This window comes from Rhodococcus sp. NPDC059968 (assembly GCF_042738615.1).
Taxonomy (GTDB): Bacteria; Actinomycetota; Actinomycetes; order Mycobacteriales; family Mycobacteriaceae; genus Rhodococcus_F.
In genome coordinates this window covers 27,849-54,755 of the sequence record NZ_JBHWUE010000030.1, presented here as the reverse complement: position 1 = coordinate 54,755, position 26,907 = coordinate 27,849, and the positions used below count along the sequence as shown (strand labels likewise).

1 protein-coding gene is annotated in these 26,907 nt (G+C 70.8%); it reads left to right on the top strand.

Going from position 1 to position 26,907, the window contains the following annotated elements; translation table 11 throughout:
- Positions 1–44 precede the first annotated feature (44 nt).
- Positions 45–26,774 carry a non-ribosomal peptide synthase/polyketide synthase gene (locus ACFWAY_RS23370; RefSeq protein WP_378512347.1) on the top strand — a complete coding sequence of 8,910 codons (26,730 nt, stop codon included), beginning with the start codon at positions 45–47 and terminating at the stop codon, positions 26,772–26,774.
- Positions 26,775–26,907 lie beyond the last annotated feature (133 nt).

Sequence of the window (26,907 nt, the reverse complement as noted above, 5' to 3'; positions counted from 1 at the left end):
AACAGTGCGTCCGTCCTGGTAGGGCGGGGCGAGGTCGAGTTCGAGTGTGCCCTGGACAAGGTGAAGGACCCGTTCCGGGGGCGGGAGAAACGCGCCGCCCCGCGGACCTGCGTGTTCCGGGCGGCGGCGAACCGATTCCGCTCTCGGCGGCCCAGCGGGCCACCTGGTTCGCGCAGCAACTCGAACCGCAGGTTCCGATCTCCATCGCCCAGTACGTCGAGTTTCACGGTGCGCTCGACATCGACCTGCTCAAGCAGGAGACAGTGGAAGCGGCCCGTGAATTCGAATCGCCCTTCCTCAAGGTGTACGACGTCGAGGGCCGGCCGCTGCAGTACGTGGACTATCGGACGGACACGTCGATCGCGTACGTCGACTTCCGCGCGGACGAGGACCCCGTGGCGGCGGCGCACGAATGGATGGAACGTGACTACGTCACACCGCTCGACCTGAGCGCCGACCGGCTGGTGGAGACGTCGATCCTGCAGACCGGCGACACGCACTTCCTGTGGTACAGCAGGATTCACCACGTCGCCCTCGACGGTTACGGGGCCATGACGATGCTGCGCCGCATCGCGCACCGCTATTCCGCGAAAGTCGCGGGACGCGAACCGGATCCGAACCGGGCGGTGAGCCTGCGGCAGTTGTACGACATCGACAGCCGGTACCGCGCCTCCGAGCGTTTCGTGACCGATAGGGAGTACTGGGCGGGGCGGGTCGCCGGGCTCGAGGGCACCACGCTGGCGCGGACGGCGGGGCACGTGTCGGCCACCAGCACGGTGGAGAGTGCCATCCTCTCGGACGACGTTGTGGCCGTTCTCGATTCCCGCGACAGCCTGTCGGCGGCGACCATCATCGCGGCCGCGGCGTGCTACCTGTCGCGACGTACCGGCAGAACCGATGTGCTGGTGACCATTCCGGTGTCGGCGCGCACGACGGCGGTGCTGCGCAATTCCGGCGGCATGCTCGTCAACGTGGCCCCGATGCCCGTCAGCGTCCGGGCCGACGACACCGTCGCGGAACTGATCGAGAAGGTCCAGCGTGAGCTGGTCGCCGCACTGCGACACCAGCGGTGCAGCCTCGACGACATCCGCCGCGACGCGGGCGACACCGCGACGACGGCACTGTTCGGGCCGATGGTGAACGTTATGTTGTTCCGTCAGGAGGTCGCGCTGGGTTCGCTCCTCGGCGATTTCCACATCGTCACGTCGGGTCCGGTCGAGGACCTGCTGATCAACGTGTATCAGAGCGGCACCCCCACCAGGATCTTCGTGGACTTCCGCGCGAATCCCAGCCGCTACGAGGACGCGGAACTGCGGGAACACCATCAGCAGTTCGTCGAGTTGCTCGAGGAACTGGCCACCGCCGACCCGGCGTCCCGGGTGGGCAGCATCCACGAGCCCAGTTCCCGTACCGGCGAACGGCTTCTGCGCGAGGCGGCGGAAATCGAGTACTGGCGCCGCCAGCTGGACGGGTTGCCCGACCTCCTGCCGTTGCCCACCGACCGTCGGCGGCCCGCGAGGTTGTCGCAGGCGAGCGACCGGGTCACCGTGGTGGTACCGGGGGAGTTGCACCGCCGCGTGGCCGCACTGGCCGATGCCACCGGCACCACCGGCCGCACGGTGTTCCTGACGGCGCTGTCGATTCTGATCGGCAGGGTAACCGGTAGTAGCGACATCGCCGTCGGAACAGCCGTGGACGTGGGCGATCGCACGGACGCCGTGGTCGTGCGGTCACGGTACGCGGGCGAGGTGTCGTGCCGCGACTATCTGTCGCACGTCCGGGATGTCGCCACCGAGGCGGTGGCGCACACGGGTGTTCCGTTCGACCGTCTGGTGCGGGAGCTCGGCGTGTCGGCGTCGGACGCGTACGCACCGATCGTCCAGGTGCTGCTCGACACCCGAGCGCCCGGCTCCCGGGGTTCCACCGTCTCCGGCCTCGACCTGTGCGTGACCGTGATCGAAGCGGCCGACGAGTCGGGCGGTCTTGCGGGTGTCACCGTCGAATTCGGGTTCGCTGCAGATTTGTTCGACGTCCACACGATCCGGGTGGCCGCCGAGCGGTACCTCCGCATACTCGACGCGATGACGGCCGATCCGGAGGTTCCGGTCGGTGACATCGAGATCCTCTCCGCAGACGAACGTTCCGCACTGACGCCGGTTCGAGGCCGGCCGGGCCGGTCCGAGCGCACCCTGCCCGACCTCTTCGCGGACGCCGCGGCACTGGATCCGGCGGCGTCGGCGCTGTCGCGGCAGGGCGAGGAGTTGTCGTACCGAGAGTTGGACCGGTGGTCGACGCAGGTCGCGCGCATGCTGATCGATCGCGGGGTGGGACCGGAATCGTTCGTCGCGTTGGCGCTCCCGCGTTCGTTCCGGTCGGTGGCGTCCGTGTGGGCCGTCGCGAAGACCGGGGCGGCCTTCGTTCCGGTGGACCCGAACTACCCGGCCGATCGGATCGAATACATGCTCGCCGATTCGGGTGTGGTGCTGGGCCTGACGGAGGAATGGGCGCTCGGCCGCCTGCACGACTCGATTCCCTGGTGCGTGCTGGACGATCCGGACTTCCAGGCCGACTGCGCCGCCCGCTCCGACCGTCCGCTGACCGACTCCGACCGCATCCGGCCACTGCACCTCGGCAATGCCGCATACCTGATCTACACGTCCGGTTCGACGGGGCAGCCGAAGGGCGTCACAATCACCCACCGCGGGCTCGACAACTTCGCTGCCGACCAGCAGGAGAGGTTCGGGGCCACGAGATCGTCTCGGACGCTACACTTCTCGACCCCGAGCTTCGACGCGTCGGTGTTCGAGTACCTGCAGGCGTTCGGGGTGGGCGCGACGATGGTGGTGGTGCCGCCGTCCGCGTACGGGGGCTCGGAACTGGCCGACCTGCTGCGGTCGGAGCGTGTCACGCACGGCTTCGTCACCACCGCGGCGCTGGGCACGATCCCGCCGGATTCGCTGGGCGACTTCCTCGACGTGGTCGTGGGCGGTGAGGCCTGCCCGCCCGAACTGGTGGCCCGGTGGGCGCCGGACCGCAGGCTGCACAACGCCTACGGTCCCACCGAAACGACCATCATGGCGAACATCAGCGCACCGATGACCCCCGGTGACCCCATCACGCTGGGCGGGCCGCTCCGGGGCGTCGAGGAAGTGGTGCTCGACGCCCGGCTCCATCCGGTACCCGTCGGCGCGCCGGGCGAGCTGTACATCGCCGGTGCCGGTGTGGCGCGGGGCTATCACCGCCGGCCCGGTCTCACCGCGGCGCGGTTCGTCGCCGACCCGTACGGCCGGGGCCGCATGTACCGCACCGGTGACGTGGTGCGGTGGCGGCCCGACCACACGCTCGAGTACCTGCGGCGCAGCGACTTCCAGGTGAAGGTGCGGGGCTTCCGCATCGAGCTCGGTGAGATCGACGCGATGCTGCAGACGCAACCGGACGTGCGACTGGCCGTCACCATCGGCAGGCCGGGACCGTCCGGGGACACGGTCCTGGTCTCGTACGTCGTCCCGGCTCCAGGCAGGCCGATCGAGACGACGGAACTGCTGCGACAGGTGCGGAACCGGTTGCCGGCGTATATGGTTCCCTCTGTCGTCGTGGTGCTGGACGAGATTCCGCTGAACCCGGTGGGCAAGCTGGACCGTGCGGCGCTACCGGAACCGCGGTTCCTGTCCGCGGCCGCCGAGTTCAAGGCGCCTGCCGATCCGGTCGAGGAGTCGATCGCCGAGGTCTTCACCGAGGTCCTCGGCGTCGAGCGGATCAGTGTCGACGACAGCTTCTTCGACCTCGGCGGCAACTCTCTCGTGGCGACGCGGGTGATCGCGCGCGTCAACGCGGCACTCGGATCGGACGTGGGTGTGCGGGCGTTGTTCGAGGCGCCCACCGCCGAACTGCTGGCCGCGTACGTTCGCCGTGCGGGGACGGACCTCGTGGACCGACCGCCTCTGATCGTCGGGGAGCGGCCCGAGCGGATCCCGTTGTCGCTGGCGCAGCAACGGATGTGGTTCATCAACCAGTTCGACACGTCGTCGGTGGCGTACAACATCCCGATGGCCGTGCGCCTCACCGGACCCTTGGACGCGGACACGCTGCTTGCCGCGGTGGGGGACGTGATCGAACGGCACGAGTCGTTGCGCACCGTGTATCCCGCGTCGCAGGACGGCCCGTACCAGGTGATCGTGGATGTCGCAGAGGTCGTCCCCGATCTCACCCCGCAGGTCGACGGCGACGAGTCGCTGCACGAGAGGATCGGGGCCCTCCTCGCGGGCGGGTTCGACGTGAGCGCGAAGGTCCCGCTGCGCGCGTCGCTGTTGTGGACCGGACCCGACGAACACGTGCTGGTCATCGTGGTGCATCACATCGCCGCCGACGGGGCGTCGCTCGCGCCGCTGGCCCGAGACCTGATGGTCGCCTACTCTGCGCGCCGGTCCGGGACGCCGCCGAGCTGGGAGCCGCTGCCCGTGCAGTACGCCGACTTCAGCGTGTGGCAGCGTCGCCTTCTCGGCAGTGCCGAGGACGCAAACAGCCTCATGTCCCGGCAGTTGCAGTACTGGCGCGGTGTGCTGGCCGAACTCCCGGAGGTCAGCGCCCTGCCACTCGACCGGAACAGGCCGGCCGCCCGCTCGCTCGAGGGTGCGACCGCGGCGTTCTCGATCGACGCGGGCCTGCACCGGCAACTGCTCCTTCTCGCGCGTGAGCACCACGCGACGCTGTTCATGGTGATGCACGCGGCGCTGGCCGTGCTGCTGTCGAGGATGTCCGGGTCGGGTGACGTCGCCATCGGCACACCGATCGCGGGTCGCGGTGAGGCGGCGCTGGACGACCTCGTCGGGATGTTCGTCAACACGCTGGTGCTGCGGACCCCGGTGGAGCCGGGAGAGGTGTTCACCGACGTGCTGGCCCGGGCCCGCGACGTGGATCTGGGCGCGTTCGGGCACACGGACGTTCCGTTCGAGAGCGTCGTCGACGAGCTGGCTCCGGGCCGGTCGACGTCCCACTCGCCGCTGTTCCAGGTGCTGCTCGAATTCCAGAACACCGTGCGCGCCCATCTCGAACTGCCGGGCCTGACCGTCGATGCGGTCGACGTCGACCCGGGGGTCGCGAAATTCGACCTGCAGCTGTCGCTCGCCGAATACCACGACGAGAAGGGCACCGCCGCAGGGATGTCCGCCGCCTTCCGGTACGCGACGGACGTGTTCGACCGGACGTCGGTGGAGGGATTCGGGGAACGCTTCGTCCGGGTGCTGCGGGCGGTGGTCGACGACCCGGCGGCGGTGGTGGGGGACATTCCGGTTCTCGGTGCGGTCGAGCGCGACCTGGTGCTGGACCGGTGGAACCGCGAGGGTGTCACCGCCGACGCGCAGACCGTGGTCGAGTTGTTCGCGCGGGTGGCCACGGCGACCCCGGACGCCACCGCGATCGTGTGCGGCGACGAGACGCTGACCTACGGCGAACTGGACGAGCAGGCGAACCGGTTGGCACGGTTGCTGATCGCCGAGGGTGTGGGAACCGAGTCGCTGGTCGCGGTGATGGTGGATCGCACGCCTGCGCTCGTGGTGACGTTGCTGGCGGTGCTCGCCGCCGGTGGCGGGTACGTGCCGGTCGACACCAGCTATCCCGCCGAGCGGGTGGCAGCGATGTTCGAGGACGCGCGACCCGTCTGCGCCGTGGTGAGCGCGGACTTCGCGTCGCTGGCACCGGCCGGAATTCCGGTGGTGGCGATCGACGATCCGGCGACGGCCGGTGCGGTGGCGGAACTGTCCGGGTTGCCGGTCACCGACTCGGACCGGTTGCGGCCGCTGTGGGCCGACGCCGTCGCGTACGTCATCTTCACGTCGGGGTCGACCGGGCGGCCGAAAGGCGTCCAGGTGTCCCATCGGTGCGTCGTCACGCTGCTCGCCAACACCCGGGAGCTGTTCGGGTTCGACTCGTCCGACGTGTGGACGCTGTTCCACTCGTACGCTTTCGACTTCTCCGTCTGGGAACTGTGGGGTGCGCTCGTCCACGGTGGCCGGCTGGTGCTGGTCGACTACTTCACCGCGCGGTCGCCGGAGACGTTCCTCGAACTGCTGCGCCGGGAACGGGTGACGGTGCTGAACCAGACCCCGACGGCGTTCTACCAGCTGACGGAGGCCGATCGTGCGGCGAATGCCGTCGAAGACACGGGCGGAACGCCACTGTCATTGCGGCACGTGATCTTCGGCGGCGAAGCCCTCGACGTGGGGCAACTGGAGCGGTGGTACACCCGGCACGACGACCGAGCCCCCGTACTGGTGAACATGTACGGCATCACCGAGACCACGGTGCACGTCAGCTTTCTCGCCCTCGACCGCGCGCTGGCGGCGTCCGTACCGGGCTCGGTGATCGGCGGCGGACTCCCCGGTCTGCGCGTCTACGTCCTCGACGCCCGGCTGCATCCGGTGCCGCCCGGGGTGGTGGGCGAGCTGTACGTGTCGGGCGACCAGGTGACTCGCGGCTACATCGGCAGGCAGGGGTTGACCGCGACGCGTTTCGTCGCCGACCCGTTCGACCACCACCGGGCGGGGGCGCGCATGTACCGGTCGGGCGACGTCGTGAAGTGGGGTGCGGGCGGTCGGCTCGAGTACGTGGGGCGCAGCGACTTCCAGGTGCAGCTGCGCGGGTTCCGGGTGGAACTCGGCGAAGTGGAGGCGGCGCTGGCCGCGTGCACCGGGGTGGCGCAGTCGGTGGTCGTGGTGCGCGGCGACGACCGGGACGGCGACCGGCTGGTGGGCTACGTGGTCCCGGAGACGGGTGCCGATGTCGACGCGGCGGCGGTACTCGACGCGGTCGGGGCCAGCGTTCCGTCGTACATGGTGCCGGCCGCGGTCGTGGTGATCGAGGCCCTGCCCCTGACGATCAACGGCAAACTCGACCGGAAAGCGCTGCCCGAAGCGGACTTCGGCACATCGACGGTGGGTTTCGTCGCCCCGCGCAACCCGGTCGAGGAAATCGTCGCCGCCGTGTTCGCCGATCTGCTCGGCAGCGTCCGGGTGGGGGCGAACGACAACTTCTTCGCACTCGGCGGGAACTCGCTGACCGCGACCCGGCTCGTCGCCCGCGTCAACGCCGCGGTCGGCGACCGACTGGGCGTGCGGGATGTGTTCGACGCCCCCACCGTCGCCGGGTTGGCCGCCCGCGCCGAGGCCGGGGACTCCCGCCCGGAATCCCGGCCGGCGCCGGCCCCGCGGGATCCGTCGCGGGAGGTCCCCGTCTCGCTCGCAGGGCAGCGGATGTGGTTCATCAACCAGTTCGACACGGCCAGTTCGGCGTACAATGTCGCGATCGCACTCCGCCTCGCCGGCACGCTCGACGCGCAGGCACTGGAGACGGCTGTCGCCGACCTCGTCGAGCGCCACGAGTCCCTCCGCACCGTCTTCCCCCTCACCGACAGCGGTCCGAGGCAGGTGATCCTCCCTGCGGAGAACGTGGCACCCGCTCTCACACCGCACGCCGTCGGGTCGGCGGACCTCGACGCGGAACTGCACCGCCTGCTCTCCGCAGGGTTCGACGTGACGACGGAGGCACCGGTGCGGGCCCGGCTGTTCGGGTTGGACGCGCACGAGCACGTGCTGGCCGTGGTCGTGCACCACATCGCGGCGGACGGCTTCTCGATGGTTCCGCTCGCCCGCGACGTCTTGTCGGCGTACACCGCACGGCGCCGCGGCGTCGCGCCGGACTGGACCCCGCTTCCCGTGCAGTACGCCGACTACACACTGTGGCAACGAGACTGGCTCGGCGGCGAAGACGAAGACGGTTCGCCGCTCGCCCGCCAGCTCGACTACTGGACCGCGACGCTGGCCGACCTCCCGGATGTGCTGGAACTGCCGACGGACCGGCCCCGCCCGGCCGCCCGCACCCTGGGTGCAGGCCGCGTCGAGTTCGAGATCGACCCGGACCTCCACCGGAGCGTCGTGCAGCTCGCACGCAGGCACGGATCGACCGTGTTCATGGCCATGCATTCCGCGCTGGCGGTCCTGCTGTCGCGGCTGAGCGCGTCGGCCGACATCGCCGTGGGGACACCCATCGCGGGACGCGGCGAGGCCGAACTCGACGACCTGGTCGGGATGTTCGTGAACACCCTCGTGCTCCGCACCCCCGTCGACGGTGCCCGCACGTTCGCCGAGCTGCTCGCCCAGGTCCGCGAGGCCGATCTCGGGGCGTTCACGCACGCGGACGTCCCGTTCGAACGCGTCGTGGAGAGCCTGCGGCCCTCCCGTTCGACGGCGTACTCACCGCTGTTCCAGGTGATGCTCGAATTCCAGAACACCGAGCGCCCCGAGCTGGAGCTGCCCGGCCTCCACGTCGAACCCCTCGACCTCGCGTTCGACACGATCAACTTCGACCTGCAGCTGACCCTGCGGGAGAACGTCGACGCCGAAGGACATCCCGCGGGCATCAGCGCGGCGCTGGGGTACGCCACCGACATCTTCGACGCGGACACGGTGGCCGCGTTCGCCGAGCGTCTGGTCCGGATCCTGGGCGCCGTCACCGAGTCGCAGGACGCCCCGGTCGGCGACGTCGACGTCCTCGGCGCCGGCGAGCGGGTCGCACTGACGTCCGCGAGCGGGGGCCCGGGAGTGGCCGCTCGGACGCTGCCGCAGTTGCTGACGGCCGTCACCGCCGCGGACCCGGACGCCGCGGCGCTGTCCTTCGAGGGACGTCAGGTGTCCTACCGGGACCTCGACGAGTGGTCGAACCGGCTCGCCCGGCTCCTGATCGAGCGCGGCGTCGGCCCGGAACAGGTGGTGGCTCTGGCACTGCCGCGGTCGGTCGAATCCGTGCTGGCCGTGTGGTCGGTGGCCAAGACCGGGGCCGCGTTCCTGCCGGTCGACCCGAACCATCCGGCCGAGCGCATCGAATACATGCTCGGCGACTCGGGCGCCGTCGCCGGTCTCACCACGGCCGCGCTGCGGTCTGCCCTTCCCGCGTCGATCCCGTGGCTGGTGCCGGGCGACCCCGGGACCGAGGCCGAGCTGGCGCTGCTCCCGGCGGCGGCGGTGACCGACACCGACCGGACGTCGGCGTTGCACGTGGACCATCCCGCGTACGTGATCTACACGTCGGGATCGACGGGCAGGCCGAAGGGTGTGGTGACCACGCACCGCGGCCTGGCGAATTTCGCTGCGACGGAGCAGAACACGTTCGGTACCACCGCGGCGTCCCGGACCCTGCACTTCGCGTCGCCGAGCTTCGACGCCTCGGTGCTGGAGTTGATGCTGGCGGTGGGTCCGGGCGCGACGATGGTGATCGCGTCGCCGTCCGTCTACGGCGGCGACGAGCTGGCGGATCTGCTGCTGCGCGAGCGGGTCACGCATTGCTTCGTCACCCCGGCGGCGCTCGCCTCGGTCGATCCCGCCGGCCTCGAGAGCGTGCAGTGCGTGGTGACCGGCGGCGAGGCCTGCCCGCCGGAACTGGTGGCCCGCTGGGCGCCGGGCCGGGCCATGTTCGATGCGTACGGTCCGACCGAGTCGACCGTCGTGTCGAGCATCAGCACCCCGCTGGCGCCGGGCGAACCGGTCACGATCGGCGCGCCGACGCTCGGGTTCACTGAGGCGGTCCTCGATCAGCGGCTGCATCCCGTACCGGCGGGGGTCGCGGGGGAGCTGTACCTCGCCGGGCCGGCGCTCGCGCGCGGCTATCACGGCAGGTACTCGCTCACCGCGGAACGCTTCGTGGCCAACCCCTTCGGGCCGGCGGGCAGCCGGATGTACCGGACCGGCGACCTCGTGCGCTGGACGGCGGACGGGCAACTCGACTACCTCGGGCGCACCGACTTCCAGGTGAAGATCCGCGGATTCCGGATCGAGCTCGGCGAGATCGAGTCGGCGCTGCTCGCACATGGCGACGTGGCGGCGGCGGTCGCCGACGTGCGCCGGGACGAACGCTCCGGCGACCGGCTGATCGGGTACGTGGTACCCGAACCCGGAGCGGACATCGATCCGGGTGTGGTCCTGCAGTTCGCGGGCACGCGGCTCGCGTCGTACATGGTGCCCGCCGCCGTCGTGGTGATCGCCGCGCTCCCGGTGACGGTCCACGGCAAGCTCGACCGGAAGGCGCTGCCGGAACCGGACTTCGGTGTCGCCGTCACCGACAGTCGCCCGCCGCGCACCGAGACGGAGGCGCTGCTCGCCGGCCTGTTCCAGGATGTACTGGGACTCGAGTCGGTGGGGGTGGACGATTCGTTCTTCGCGCTGGGCGGCGACAGCATCATGTCGATTCAACTGGTGGCACGCGCGAAGGCCGCGGGTCTGATCCTCTCCCCGCGGGACGTGTTCGAGCGCAGGACCGTTGCCGGTCTCGCCGAGGTGGCCCACTACGAGCGGGCGGATGCCGTGGTGCTGGAGGAACTGCCCGGCGGTGGCGTCGGCCCGGTTCCGCTGACGCCCGTCGTCGCGTGGATGCTGGGGCGCAGCGGTGGCCGGCTGGACCGGTTCTCCCAGGCGGTGCTGGTCACCGCGCCGCCCCGGCTCACCCGTGACGGCCTCGTCGCCGCCGTCGACGTGGTGCTGGACCGCCACGACATGCTCCGCGCGCAGTTCGCCGTCGACGAGGCGGGGCAGTGGGCGATGATGGTGCTGCCGACCGGATCGGTGCCTGCCGATGCGCTGATCCATCACGTGCCCGTGACGTCGTTCGACGCAGGCGACTTCGATGCGGTGGCGAGAGCGGAACTGAACGGGGCGGCGGACCGCCTGGACCCGGCCTCGGCCAGCATGGTGCAGGTGCTCTGGTTCGACGGTCCCGGCGGGCAGGGGCGGGTGCTGCTGGTCGCGCATCATCTCGTGGTCGACGGCGTGTCGTGGCGGATCCTGATCGCGGATCTGGCAGCGGCCCACTCTCGCGTCGCCGAGGGTCTGCCCGCCGCGCTGCCTGCCGTGGGGACGTCGATGCGGCGGTGGTCGCACGGACTCACCGATGCCGCGGGGGCCCGTCGCGCCGAAGCGGGGCGGTGGCAGTCGATCCTGGACGGTCCCGATCCGAGCCTCGGCTCCCGGCCGCTGGATCCGGCCGCCGACGTCGATGCGACGACGGGCCGCGTCACCGTGGAAGTACCCGCACACGTCACGGAGGCACTCCTCACCACACTGCCCGCGGCCTTCCACGGCACCGTCGGCGACGGTCTTCTCACCGCGCTCACACTGGCGATGATTCGGTGGCGGCGGCAGCGTGGGATCGAGACGGCCGACGTGCTGATCAACCTCGAGGGGCACGGACGCGAAGACCACGTCGTGCCCGGCGCCGACCTGTCGCGCACCGTCGGGTGGTTCACCACACTGTTCCCGGCGCGACTCGACCTCACCGGCATCGGCGTCGACGCCGCCCTCGCCGGAGACGACGCGGCCGGGTCCGCGATCAAGGCGATCAAGGAACAACTCCTCGCCATCCCCGACCACGGGATCGGTTACGGGATGCTGCGCTACCTGGATCCGGTCAGCTCGGAGGCATTGGGCCGACGCCGGCCACCGCAGGTGAGTTTCAACTATCTCGGCCGGGTGGCGACGAGCGCGGGCGACGTGCCCTGGCTGCCCGTCGCCGGCAGCGGGGACCTCGGCGGAACCCAGAACTACGACATGCCCGCCGCCTGGGTGGTGGACGTCAACGCTGCCACCACCGTCCGGGACGGCGCTCCGGTGCTTACGGCGACGTGGTCGTATCCCACCGGTGTGCTGGCCGCCGAGGACGTGGAAGAGCTGTCCGCACTGTGGGTTCGGGGACTCACCGCCCTGGCCGAGCACGCGAGCCGTCCGGGCGCCGGCGGGCTGACGCCGTCCGACCTCGATCTGGTGTCCGTCGGGCAGGCCGACATCGACCGGCTCGAGAGCACCTACCCGGACCTCGCCGACATCTGGCCGCTGTCACCGCTGCAGGCGGGTCTGCTGTTCCACGCGCAGCTGTCCGAGCATCGCCTCGACGCCTATCAGGTGCAGCTGGTCCTCGACCTCCGCGGCACCGTCGACTCCCTGAGGCTCCGCCGCGCCGCACAGGGCCTGCTCGACCGGCACGCGAACCTTCGGGTGGCGTTCGCCGACACCGGCGGCGGACCGGTCCAGGTGGTACTCGACCGGGCGACCGCGCCGTGGACCGACGTCGACCTGTCGCAGCTCGACGACACCCGGCTCGCCGCGGAGGCGGCGGCACTCGTCGCGGCCGACCGCGCCGTCCCGTTCGAGATGTCCGAGGCGCCGTTGCTCCGATTCACGTTGCTGCGCACCGCACCCGACCGGTACCGGCTGGTCGTGACCCATCACCATATCCTCCTCGACGGATGGTCGACGCCACTGGTGATCACGGACCTGCTGATCCTCTACGCCACGGACGGCGACACGACGGCCCTTCCCCGCGTCACGTCTTACCGCGACTACCTGCAGTGGATCGGCAGGCAGGACCACGAACGCTCCACGGCCGCGTGGGTATCCGCCCTCGCCGGCTCGGACGAGCCGACGTTCGTGGCACCCTCGGCGCGCGGCGAGCAGAGCTTCGCCGAACCCGAGGACGTGCGTCTCGACGTGGGCGAGGAGAAGACCCGGGCGCTCGAGGCCCTCGCGCGGGAGCGCGGGCTGACGATGAACACCCTCGTCCAGGTGGCGTGGGGGCTGGTGCTGACCACGCTCGGCACACGCGAGGACGTGGTTTTCGGGGCCACGGTGTCTGGTCGCCCACCGGGAGTCGCCGGCATCGAGTCGATGGTCGGGCTGTTCATCAACACGGTGCCCGTCCGGCTGCGCCTGCGCCGTGAGGAGACGCTCGCGGAACTGCTGCAGCATTTCCAGCGCGAACAGTCCGCCCTCCTCGACCACCACTACGTGGGACTCACCGAAATCCAGCGCGCCGTGGGCGAGGGCGCCGCGTTCGACACGCTGACCGTGTTCGAGTCGTATCCGGTGGACCGCATGGGATTGTCGGAAGACACCGACATCGACGGCATGCACGTCGCCGGGATCGAGGGGATCGACTCCACCCACTACCCGTTCACCCTGATGGCGCACCTCGACACCGGCCTGCACCTGCGACTGCGGTACCAGCCGAACGTCTTCCAGAGCGAGTTCGCGGAGTCGGTGGCGGCCCGCGTCGCGCGCGTCGTGCAGATCCTGCTGTCGGACATCGACACACCCATCGCCCACCTCACCCTGCTGTCGGAGGCTGAACTTCAGGAGTACACCGCGGTGTCCGGGGCCCCCGCCGGGCCGCCGAAGACCCTGCCCGAGATTCTCACAGCCTCGGCCGGGAACCGGCCGGAGGCGCCCGCGCTCGTCTGCGACGGACGCGAGACGAGCTACCGCGAGCTCGACGAGCGGTCGAGTGCGCTGGCCCGCGTCCTCATCGAACGCGGTGCCGGGCCGGAGACGTTCGTGGCGCTCGGGCTACCCCGATCACGGGAATCGGTGCTGGCGGTGTGGGCGGTCGCGAAAGCGGGCGCGGCGTTCGTGCCCGTCGACCCGAACTATCCCGCCGACCGCATTGAGCACATGCTGACCGATTCCGGTGCGGCACTGGGTGTGACGATGTCGGCTCACCGGCACCGGTTGCCCGGCTCCGTGCCGTGGCTGGTGCTGGACGATCCAGTCTTCGACGGCACGTGGGCCGCCGCATCGCCGGTCCGCGTCACCGATCTGGACCGCCGGTCGGTGCTCGACGTCGACCACGCCGCGTACGCGATCTACACGTCCGGGTCGACCGGCAGGCCGAAGGGCGTCGTCGTCACCCACCGCGGTCTGGCGAACCTGCTCACCGAGCAGACCGAGCACTACACCGTGTCGCCCGCCGCCCGGTGCCTCCACATCTGTTCACCCAGTTTCGACGTGTCGATACTCGAGCTCGTCCAGTCGTGTGCCGCGGGTGCGACGCTCGTCATCGCTCCCCCCGACGTCTACGGCGGTGCGGAACTGGCGGCGCTGCTGCGGCGCGAACGCGTCACCCACGCCTGCATCACCCCGGCCGTCCTGGCCACCGTGGAGCGCGACGGCATCGAGCACCTCGAGGCGCTCGTCGTGGCCGGCGACGCCGTCGGCGACGAACTGGTCGCCGCGTGGGGTGCGGATCGGTTGATGTTCAACGGCTACGGCCCCACCGAGGCCACCATCCTCACCACGTTCAGCCGGCCGATGAGACCGGGCGCGCCGGTCACCATCGGTGGCCCCGTTCGCGGCATCGCGCTGTCGGTCCTCGACGCGCGGCTGCAGCCCGTTCCGGCCGGGGTGCCCGGCGAGTTGTACATCGCGGGACCGGCGCTGGCCCGCGGATACCACCGGCGGCCCGCGCTCACCGCGGAGCGGTTCGTCGCCGACCCCTACGGCGGCGGCCGGATGTACCGCACGGGCGACGTCGTGCGGTGGCGTCGCGACCACACCCTCGAGTACCTCGGGCGCAGCGACTTCCAGGTGAAGATCCGCGGTCAGCGCGTCGAACTGGGGGAGATCGATTCCGTTCTCACCACCCACCCACACCTCGACTTCGCCGCGACCCTCGGCAGGCCGGGACCGCTGGGGGACACGGCGCTGGTGTCGTACGTGCTGCCGCACGACGGCGAGGAGGTGGCGGCGCCGGACGTGCTCGCGTTCGCGGGCCGGATCCTGCCCAAGTACATGGTGCCCGCCGCGGTGGTCGTCCTCGACGAGATTCCGCTGACCCCCGTCGGCAAGCTCGACCGGAAAGCCCTTCCCGCACCGGAATTCACGTCGGCGACCATCGGGTACCGGGCGCCCACCACTCCGGTCGAGGAGGCCGTCGCGCAGGTGTTCGCCGACGTGCTCGGTGCCCCGCGCGTCGGTGCGGACGACAGCTTCTTCGAACTCGGCGGCGACTCGCTCAGCGCCACCCGGGCGGTCGCGCGCATCAACTCCGCCCTCGACGCCGGGATCGGCGTGGCCGCATTGTTCGACGCGCCCGTGGTCGCCGATCTGGCGGTCCGGATCGACTCGGCCGCGACGGCGGCCACCCCGTCGGTGGCACTGACCGCCCGACCGCGCCCCGACCGGATCCCGTTGTCGCTGGCGCAGCAACGCATGTGGTTCGTCAACCAGTTCGACACGTCCTCGCCCGCCTACAACATCCCGATCGCCCTGCGACTGACCGGCGCCCTCGATCACGCCGCCCTGCTCGCGGCGGTCGGCGACGTCGTCGAGCGGCACGAATCGCTGCGCACCGTGTTTCCCGGGTCGGTCGACGGACCGCACCAGGTGATCGTCGATCCCGGGCGGGCCACCCCCGGCCTCGATCCGGTGGCCGTCGCCGGTGAGCGTGCCCTGCGGGACGCGCTCGCAGTCCTGGTCGGCGCCGGTTTCGATGTGAGCGACGAGATCCCGTTCCGCGCCCGGCTGTTCGAGTTTGGGCCGGAGCAGCACGTCCTGGCCATCGTCGTGCACCACATCGCCGCCGACGGGTTCTCCATGCTGCCGCTGGCCCGCGACGTCATGCTGGCGTACACGGCCCGGACCGTGGGTGAGACGCCCGGGTGGACCCCGCTGCCGGTGCAGTACGCCGACTACAGCGTGTGGCAGCGGGACTTCCTCGGTGCGGTGGACGATCCGGACTCGGTGCTGTCGAGGCAGCTGGGCTACTGGACGGACACCCTGTCCGGTGCGCCCGAGGTGCTGCAGATCCCGGTCGACCGGCCGCGCCCCGTCCAGCGGTCGTACCGGGGGGGCGTCGTCGAGTTCGACGTGCCGGCCCGGCTGCACCGGGCGTTGAACACGATCGCGGCCCAGCATAATTCGACACTGTTCATGGCGGTCCACGCGGCGTTCGCCGTCCTGCTGTCCCGGTTGTCGGGCACGGACGACGTCACGATGGGAACGCCCGTCGCCGGTCGCGGGCAGGCGGTGCTCGACGACGTGGTGGGTATGTTCGTCAATACGCTCGTCCTGCGGACGGTGGTGGATCCGCGGGCGTCGTTCGGTGAGGTACTGACCGCGGTCCGGGCCGCCGACCTCGGTGCGTTCGAGCACGCGGACATCCCGTTCGAGCGGCTGGTCGATCATCTCGCCCCCGAACGATCCACCGCGCACACCCCGCTGTTCCAGGTGCTCATCGAGTTCCGGAACGCGGAGGGTACCCACCTCGAACTGCCCGGACTCACCGTCGACTCGCTCGACGTGGACCTCGGCGTCGCGAAGTTCGACCTGGAACTGAGCCTCGCCGAACGGATCGACGCGGACGGCGCACCCGCCGGACTCGCTGCCGGACTGCGGTTCGCGACGGACGTGCTCGATCGCGACACCGTCGCCCGGTTCGGGGAGCGGTTCCTCCGGGTGCTCGAGTCGGTCGCCGCTGCGACGGAGCTCCCGGTGGGCGACATCGAGATCCTGGACACGGTGGAGCTGGACCTCGTGCTGCCGGCGTTCGCCGAGCCCGCCGTACCGGACGCGACCCTGGCGGAACTGTTCGAGCAGGCCGCGCAGCGGTCCCACCACGAGACGGCCGTCGTGTGCGAAGGCGTCTCGCTCACCTACGACGAGCTGGACACCCGGGCGAATCGTCTGGCGCGGTTGCTGATCGCGCGGGGCGCCGGCCCCGAGACCCTGGTGGCCGTCGCCGCGGCGCGGTCGGTGGATCTGGTGGTGGCGCTGCTCGCGGTGGTGAAGTCGGGCGCCGGTTATGTGCCCGTGGACGTCACGTACCCGGCGGAGCGGCTCGCGTTCGTGTTCGCCGACGCCCGGCCGGTGTGTGTGCTGACCACCGAGGCCGAATCCGGCGCGGTCCGGGCGAGCGGGGTCCCGCTCCTGCTCGTGGACAGCGCGGAGACGGCGGCCGAACTCGACCGTACGTCGCCGCTGCCGGTGACCGACGGCGACCGGACCGGGCCGTTGCGCCCGGACTCGGTGGCGTACGTCATCTACACGTCAGGCTCGACGGGGCAGCCGAAAGGCGTTCAGGTGGCGCACCGCAACGTCGTCACCCTGTTCGCGGACACGCAGCCGCTGTTCCGGTTCGACGCCTCCGACGTGTGGACCATGTTCCACTCGGCGGCGTTCGACTTCTCCGTCTGGGAGCTGTGGGGTGCGCTGCTCCACGGCGGCCGACTGGTGGTGGTCGACTACTTCACGACCCGCTCACCCGACATGTTCCTGCGACTGCTCCGGGACGAGAACGTCACCGTCCTGAATCAGACCCCCACCGCCTTCTACCAACTCGCCGAGGCGGACCGGGTCGCCGGCGCCGCCGAACTCGCCCTCCGCGTAGTGGTGTTCGGTGGCGAGGCCCTCGACCTGGGGCAGCTCACCCGCTGGTACACGCGGCGCGTTGACACCGCCCCGGCGCTGGTGAACATGTACGGCATCACGGAAACCACCGTGCACGTCAGTCACCTGCCGCTGGACGAGGAACTCGCCGCGTCCGCGTCGGCCTCCGTGATCGGCCGGGCACTGCCCGGACTGCGCGTGTACGTGCTCGACTCCCGCCTGCACCCGGTGCCGCCGGGAGTGGTCGGGGAACTCTATGTGTCGGGCGCGCAGGTGTCCCGGGGTTATCTGGGCCGGTTCACGCTCACGTCGACCCGGTTCGTGGCCGACCCGCACACACCCGGTTCGCGGATGTACCGGTCCGGCGACCTCGGCCGGTGGAACGCGGACGGCCAGCTGGAATATCTGGGCCGCAACGACTTCCAGGTTCAGGTCAAGGGCTTCCGCATCGAGCTCGGAGAGGTGGAATCGGCGCTCCTCGCCTGCGACGGCGTGGCGCAGTCGGTGGTGCTGGCGCGGCGCGAACGACTGGTGGGCTACGTGGTGCCCGAGGCGGGCCGGGTGCTGGACCCGGCCGGAATCGTCGACGCGGTCGCCGGCCGGCTGGCGGCGCACATGGTGCCCGCGGCCGTGGTGGTACTGGACGCCCTGCCCCTCACCGTGAACGGCAAACTCGACCGCCGGGCGCTGCCCGAACCGGACTTCGGACGGCAGGTGTCGCTCGGCCGCGCACCCGCCACGGAGACGGAGCGGATCCTCGCAGGCCTGTTCGCCGAGGTGCTCGGCCTCGAATCGGTGGGCGTCGACGATTCGTTCTTCGGGGTGGGCGGCGACTCCATCATGTCGATTCAGCTCGTCACCCGGGCGAAGGCGTCCGGGGTGGTGATCACCCCGCGGGACGTGTTCGAACGCAAGACGGTTGCCGCACTCGCGGAGGTCGCGACCGCGGGGGAGCAGACGGTCACGCTGGAGGAGTTGCCCGGCGGCGGCGTCGGCGAACTCCACCTGACCCCGATCGTGCACTGGATGCTGGGCAGGGACGGTAATTTCCGGCGGTACTCGCAGGCCGCGCTGTTCACCACCCCCGCCGCACTGGACGAGGACACGCTGACGGCGGCGATGCAGGCAGTCCTGGACCGGCACGACATGCTGCGCGCCCGGCTGTACCGCAGCGACCGGGCCGAGTTCGGCGCGGCGATGGCGGTCGCGCCCCCCGGCTGGGTGCGGGCGACCGCGGTGGTGCGCACGGTGTCACTCGACGCCGCGGACTCGTTCACCGAGGTTGCGTCCCGCGAACTGGACGCGGCCACGGGCCGGCTGGACCCGGAGTCGGGTGTCATGGTGCAGGCGGTGTGGTTCGCGAGCAGCGCGACACCGGCCGCCCCGGGACGGCTGCTGATCGTCGCCCATCACGTGGTGGTCGACGGGGTGTCGTGGCGCATCCTCGTCCCCGATCTCGCCCTCGCCTGCGCTCAGGTGCTGTCGGGCGAGCCGCCGACCCTGCCCGGCACCGGCACGTCGATGCGCCGGTGGGCGCACGCCCTCACGGACGTGGCGCGGGAACCCTCTCGCACAGCCGAACTCGACCTGTGGCGGCGGATGCTCGACACCCCGGACCCACCGCTCGGGTCGCGGCCCCTCACCGCAACCGACATCCAGACCTCCGACGTCGAGGTCCGGATTCCCGTCGAGGTGACCGAGGCGCTGCTGACGACGCTTCCACAGGCCTTCCACGGGAGTGTCGGCGACGGACTGCTGACGGCGCTGGCGTTGGCGCTCGTCCGCTGGCGCCGGGCGCGGGGGATCGAATCCTCCGGCGCGCTGGTGAATCTCGAGGGGCATGGTCGTGAGGAGCAGGTGGTTCCGGGCGCCGATCTCGCCCGCACCGTCGGCTGGTTCACCACGATCTTCCCGGTGGGCCTGGACCTGAGCGGCGTGGACGTCGACGACGCGTTCGCCGCCGGCCCCGCCGCCGGTGCCGCGGTCAAGGCCGTGAAGGAGCGGTTGCAGTCGATCCCCGACCACGGCATCGGGTTCGGGCTGCTCCGTTACCTCGACGCCGAGACGGCTCCCGAACTCGCGGCCCTGCCGAGCGCGCAGGTGAGCTTCAACTACCTCGGCAGGCTCGGTTCAGGTTCCGCGCCGGACGGCGACTGGACGCCGGTCTCCGACGCGGGGCTCGCCGCCGCCGCACACTTCGGGCTGCCCGTGGCGGCCGTCGTCGACGTGAACGCCAGGACCACCGACACCGCCGCCGGTCCCGAACTCACCGCCACATGGTCGTTTCCCGTCGGGGTGATCGCCGCCGACGACGTCGGCGAACTCGCGGGGCTGTGGGCCGGCGCGCTCGAGGCCCTCACCGCGCACGCCCGGTCCGGTGGCGGCGGCTTCACCCCGTCCGACCTGAACCTCGTCCGGCTCGGGCAGAGCGCGATCGACGACCTCGAGCGCCGCTACCCGGCGATGACCGACGTCTGGCCGTTGTCGCCGCTGCAGGCGGGCATGCTGTTCCACGCCGAACTGGCCGACGAATCGGTGGACGCCTACCTCGTCCAGCTGATTCTCGACCTCGGCGGCGACGTCGATGCCGCACGACTGCGCCGGGCCGCCGGCGCCCTCCTCGACCGTCACCCGAACCTGCGCAGCGCGTTCTGTCACGACGCCGAGGGCGGGGTCGTGCAGGTGGTGTCGGGCCGGGTTGCCGCGCCCTGGCGGGAGATCGACCTGAGTGGACTGGGCGAGGACGCGGCGGCCGCCGAGATCGAGCGACTGCTGGCCGTCGACCGGACCACCCCCTTCGACATGGCCTCCGCACCGCTGATCCAGTTCCTGCTGGTGCGGACGGCCGGCGGACGCTGCCGACTGGTGTCGACGAACCACCACATCCTGCTCGACGGCTGGTCGATGCCGCTGATGATTCGGGAACTGCTCACGCTGTACGCCACGGATGCCGACGCGTCGCCGCTGCCGCGCGTGCGGGACTACCGCGACTACCTCGGGTGGATGAACGGGCGCGACACCGACCTGTCCGCGCGGGCCTGGGCGGACGCCCTCGCGGGGGTGGAGGAACCGACGCTGCTTGTCCCCGCCGACCGGGCTCGGCAGCTGTCGACCGTGTCGCGGGAGTGGGTGTTCGATCTCGACGAGGACCGGACCGACCGGCTACGTGAATCTGCGCGTTCTCGGGGGCTCACCCTCAACAGCATTCTGCAGACGGCATGGGGCATCGTGCTGGGGATGCTCACCGGACGCGACGACGTCGTGTTCGGCGCCACCGTCTCCGGCCGACCGCCGGAACTCTCCGGCATCGAGACGATGGTCGGGATGTTCATCAACACCGTGCCGGTGCGCGTCACGCTGCGCCCGGAGGAGATGCTGGGCGCGTTGCTGGAGCGGGTGCAGGCCGAGCAGGCGGCGATGCTCGATCACCACTACACGGGTCTCGCCGAGATCCAGGACGCCGCGGGTCCCGGCGTCGGGTTCGACACCCTCACCGTGTTCGAGTCGTATCCGGTGGACCGGGCGGGGCTGTCGGAAGACACCGACATCGCCGGGCTCCGGGTGACCGGCGTGGATGCCCGCGACGCCGCCCACTACCCGCTGAGCCTCGTCGCGTCGGCGGCGGCGAGCCTGCACCTGAAGTTCGAGTACGTGCCCGACCTGTTCGCCCCCGGCGCGATCGAGGACATCGCCGAGCGGGTGGTGCGGGTGCTCGACGCCTGCACCGGTCCCGACGTGCCGCTGGCCCGGCTGTCGCTGCTCACCGAGCGGGAACGCGCGGAACTGGTACCGGTCCGCGGTGGCCCCGCCGGCTCCGTCCGCACGCTCCCGCAGATCTTCACGGACGCCGCCGCGGTCGACCCGGATGCGGCCGCGTTGTCGTCCGGCGACGTCGAGGTGTCGTACCGGGAGCTGGACGAGCGGTCGAACCGGCTCGCCCGTGCTCTGATCGACCGCGGACTCGGGCCGGAAATGTCGGTGGCCGTGGGTATCCCACGCTCGATCGAGTCGGTGCTGTGCGTCTGGGCGGTGGCCAAGACCGGGGCCGTGTTCGTGCCCGTCGACCCGAACTATCCGGACGAACGCATCACGCACATGCTCACCGATTCGGAGTGCACACTCGGGCTGACGATGTCCGAGCATCGCGCCCGCCTGCCCGAGAACACCGGCTGGCTGGTTCTCGACGACCCCGCATTCGCCGCCGAGTGCGTTGCCACATCCGCGGCACCGGTCGACGACGGCGACCGCACGGCACCGGTCACGCTCGACACGGCCGCGTACCTCGTCTACACGTCGGGGTCGACCGGCCGGCCGAAGGGCGTGACCGTGACGCACCGCGGTCTCGACAATTTCGCGCGCGACCAACTCGCCCGCTTCGGGGCGGATCCCGGGTCGCGGACACTGCACTTCTCGACACCGAGCTTCGACGGATCCGTGTTCGAGTACCTGCAGGCGTTCGGCGCGGCGGCGACGATGGTGATCGCGCCGACCACCGTCTTCGGCGGCGACGAACTCGCCCAGCTGATCCGCGACCGGCACGTCACGCACGCGTTCGTCACCACGGCGGCGCTCGCGTCCCTCGACCCGGCGGGGCTGGATCACTTCACCGACGTCGCCGTCGGCGGCGAGGCCTGCCCACCCGAACTCGTGTCCCGGTGGGCGCCGGGACGCCGGTTGTACAACGCGTACGGGCCGACCGAGACCACCATCATGTCCAACATCAGCGATCCCCTGACGCCGGGGGAGCGCATCACCATCGGCGGACCGATCAGCGGTGTCACGGAGTTGGTGCTGGATTCCCGGTTGCAACCCGTTCCGGTCGGGGTTCCGGGGGAGTTGTACCTCGCCGGTGCGGGACTGGCGCGCGACTACCACCGACGCCCCGGGCTGACGGCGCAGCGGTTCGTCGCCGACCCCGCCGCTCCCGGGGAGCGGATGTACCGCACCGGCGACATCGTGCGCTGGACCGCCGGGCACACCATCGAGTACCTCGGCCGCAGCGACTTCCAGGTGAAGGTGCGCGGGTTCCGCATCGAACTCGGCGAGATCGACACCACCCTCGTGGCGGACCCCGACGTCCGGTTCGCGGCCACGGTCGCCTACCGCGGACCGGCCGGGGACACACTCCTCGCGTCGTATGTCGTGCCCGCGCCCGAGCGCGCCCTCGATACCGAGAAGATCACCCGCCGTCTCGCGGGCAGGCTGCCCGCCCACATGGTTCCGTCCTCGATCACGGTGCTGGACGAGATCCCGCTGAACGCCGTCGGCAAGTTCGACCGCAAAGCCCTGCCCGCACCCGAATTCGACGTCGGTGCGCGCGAATACCGGGCACCCGCCGATCCGGTCGAGGAGACGGTGGCCGACGTCTTCGCGGAGGTCCTCGGACTCGACCGGGTGAGTGCGGATGCGGGATTCTTCGACCTCGGCGGCAACTCACTGAGCGCGACCCGCGCGGTGGCCCGCCTGCGCGCCGCACTCGACACCGACATCGGCGTGCGGGCGTTGTTCGAGGCGCCCACCGTCGAGGCCTTCGCCGCCCGCATCGAGCACGCGGGAGCGGGTCCGTCCGGCCGCCCCGCCCTCACCGCCGGGGACCGTCCCGACCGCATCCCGCTGTCCTACGCCCAGCAGCGCATGTGGTTCATCAACCAGTTCGACACGAGTTCGCCCGCCTACAACATCCCGATGGTGGTGCGGCTCACCGGCGACCTCGACGTGGAGGCGCTGACCGCCGCGGTCACGGACGTCGTGACCCGGCACGAGTCGTTGCGCACCCGCTTCCCGCTCCGCGACGGCGAACCCGTCCAGGAGATCCTCGCGCCCACCGGCCACCAAGGCTGTGGCCGATCAGAACAAGCGCCGATGCTCGCGCCGACCGCGGTCGCGGACGAAAGTCGCCTCCGGGAGGAGCTCACCCGGCTCGTGACGGCCGGCTTCGACGTCGCTACCGCCGTCCCGCTGCGCGTCGCCCTGTTCTCCCTCGACACGACGGACCATGTGCTCGCCGTGGTGGTCCACCACATCTCGGCCGACGGCTTCTCGATGGCACCGCTGGTGCGGGATGTGATGATCGCGTACGAGTCCCGCGTCCACGGTCGCGCTCCCACCTGGACGCCGCTGCCGGTGCAGTACGCCGACTACACCCTGTGGCAACGCAGGCTGCTGGGTTCGGAGGACGACCCCGGGTCGCTGATCTCGCGGCAACTGGCCTACTGGGAGTCGGCGCTGGCCGGGCTGCCCGAACTCCTCGAACTGCCTGCCGACCGTCGGCGTCCCGCGCAGCAGTCGTTCCGGGGCGATCGGGTGCGCTTCGCGATCGACTCCGGTCTGCACGAGCGGATCCGGACGGCGGCGCGAGAGCACCGGTCCACCGAGTTCATGGTCGTGCACGCCGCACTCGCCGTACTGCTCGGGCGGCTCGGCGGCACCGGGGACGTGGCGATCGGCACCCCGATCGCCGGCCGGGGCGAGGCGGCGCTCGACGACCTCGTCGGCATGTTCGTCGGCACACTGGCCCTGCGCACCCCGGTGGAGGCGGGACAGCCGTTCCGTGACCTCCTCGCGCGGGTCCGCGACGCCGATCTCGGCGCCTTCGCGCACGCCGACCTGCCCTTCGAACGGGTGGTGGACGCCGTCGGACCGGTGCGGTCGACCGCCCACTCGCCGCTCTTCCAGGTGTCCCTCGAATTCCAGAACACCGAGAATCCCGCGTTGCGGTTGCCCGGGCTGAGCGTCGAGGGGGTCGATCCCGACCTCGACGTCGTGAAGGTGGATCTCGAGGTGATTCTCGACGAGCGGTTCGCCGCGGACGGCAGCCCGGCGGGCATGGTGGGTGCGATCGACTACGCGACCGACCTGTTCGACGCCGACACGGTGCGGGGGTTCGCAGAACGGTTCGTGCGCATCCTCGACACCGTCACCACCGAACCCGGTGTTCCGGTCGGCGACATCGAGATCCTTGGCACCGACGAAGTCACGGCGCTCACCCCGGCGCGCGGAGCACCCGACGCCCCGAATGTCCTGCTGCCAGAACTGCTGTCGGCCGCGGTCGAACGAGACCGGGGTGCCGACGCGGTGTCGTACCGGGGCCGGACGATCAGCTACCGCGAACTCGACGAGGCGTCGAACAGGCTGGCGCGCCGGCTGATCGAGGATGGTGCGGGTCCGGGAACCACCGTCGCTCTGAGCCTGCCGCGCTCGATCGAATCGGTGCTGTCGGTGTGGGCCGTCGCTCGAACGGGCGCCGCGTTCCTGCCGGTCGACCCCGGGTATCCGCTCGACCGCATCGAGCACATGCTCACCGATTCCGGGGCGGTGTCCGGGGTGACCCTCCGGGGACACCGAGATCGGCTGCCCGGCACCGTGAACTGGATCGTGCTCGACGACGCCGAAGACGAGGAGCGGATCCGGGTGCAGTCGCCTGACCCCGTCACCGACGCGGACCGGACGGTGCCGCTGCACGAAGCACATCCCGCGTACCTCATCTACACCTCCGGATCCACGGGTATCCCCAAGGGAGTGGCCGTCACGCACCGCGGCCTGGCGAACCTCGCCGCGGAGGAGCGCGACCGTCTCGCCGTCACACCCGGCTCCCGGGTGCTGCACTTCGCGTCGCCGAGTTTCGACGCATCCGTGTTCGAACTCGTGATGGCATTCTGCGCGGGTGCGACGCTGGTGATCGCCCCGCCGACGATCTACGGCGGCACCGAACTGGCCGGACTGCTGAGCGACGAGCGGGTGTCCCACGGATTCGTCACCCCGACCGCGCTGGCGTCGATGGACCCCCTCGGCTTCGAATCGCTGCGGACATTGGTCGTGGCCGGTGAAGCCTGTCCACCCGAACTCGTCGCCCGGTGGGCGCCCGGCCGCCGGATGTTCAACGCCTACGGGCCGACCGAGACGACGATCATGTCGAACATCAGCGAGGCCTTGGTGCCGGGCGACCCGATCACGCTCGGCGCACCCACCCGCGGTGTCTCGGAGGTGGTGCTCGATTCGCGGCTGCGCCCGGTGCCGGTCGGCGTGGTCGGTGAGCTGTACGTGTCGGGACGCGCCCTGGCGTCCGGGTATCACCGTCGGCCGGGATTGACGGCGTCCCGTTTCGTGGCCGCCCCCTGGGGTGCCCCGGGCGAGCGGATGTACCGCACGGGCGACGTGGTGCGATGGCGCCGGGACGGCACCCTCGAGTACGTCGGGCGCAGCGACTTCCAGGTGAAGATCCGCGGGTTCCGCATCGAACCCGGCGAGATCGACGCCGCACTCACCGATCATCCCGACGTCGGGTTCGCCGTCACGATCGGCCGTGCCGGGCCTGCCGGTGAACCGCTGCTCGTCTCGTATGTCCGTCCGATCGGCGGCGCGGACGTCGACACCGCGGAACTCACCCGTCTCGTCGGGGAGCGTCTGCCCGCCCACATGGTGCCCGCCGCGATCGTCGTCCTCGAACGGATTCCGCTGACGCCGGTGGGCAAGCTGGATCGCGCCGCACTGCCCGCACCCGAGTTCCTGTCGGGCGCCGGCTTCCGGTTGCCGGCGAACGACCTCGAGGCGGCGGTCGTGGACGTCTTCGCCGAGGTGCTCGGTCTCGACCGGGTGGGGGCTGAGGACAACTTCTTCGAGAGGAGCGGCAACTCCCTGCTCGCGACGAAGGTGATCGCCGCCCTGCAGGAGAGGCTCGATCGGAAGATCCCGCTGCAGTGGATGTTCCTCGATCCCACCCCGGCCGGCCTCGCCCGCAGGATCGCACTGCCGTCGGCGGAGGGCAGTGTGACGGAGGCGCTGGGGGTGGTGATTCCGCTGCGCACCGAGGGCACCGGACGACCGCTGTTCTGTGTCCACCCGGGAATCGGGCTCTCCTGGGGGTATGCGGGCCTCGTCCGGTATCTGCCCGCCGGCCGCCGCGCGTACGGACTGCAGTTGCCCACGATCAGCGGCGACGGCGACTACCAGTCGATCGAACAACTCGCGCACCGGTACGTCGAGGAGATGAAGGCCATCCAGCCGGAGGGACCGTACGACCTGCTCGGCTGGTCGCTGGGTGGGGTCATCGCCCACGCGATGGCCGTCGAACTCCAGCGTGCCGGCGACGACGTCGCCACCCTCACGGTCATGGACAGCTATCCCGACAACGGCGAGGATCCGCTGTTCGGGAAGCTCGACATGAAGGACCTGCTCCGCGGCCTCGGTCTGGTCGTCGAGACGAACGGCGAGCTCACCTACGAGGAGGCGGCGCGGCTTCTCAACCAGTCGTGGGGCAGCGACTCGGGGCTCCGCGGTGAGGACCTCGCGCGGATCAACTCCGGCTACGAGAACTCGCGAGACCTGGTCCACCGGTTCGTGCCGCAGGTCTACGACGGCGACCTGCTCATCTTCCCCGCCGTCGGCGCGGACGACACCGACACCAGGCCGCGGTCGGCGAAGGAATGGCGGCCGCTGGTCAGCGGCCGGATCGACGAGCACGCGGTGGACTGCGGGCACAACGACATGATCGAGCCGCAGTCCCTCGCCGTCATCGGGCCGGTGCTGTCGAGGTATCTCGAGGCCGGTCGCACCCGGCGCCGCGACGACCGAATCCGCTGAACAGGTCCGCGCCGCTGTGCGACTATGGGGTCTGTGCGCCCTGCTGACGGCGAACGAATTTTCTGGGGGGCGGGGAAAAGCTACCGCCTCCCGCATTCGCGAGCCAGGATTCGGACGCGGTCACGCCTTGAGC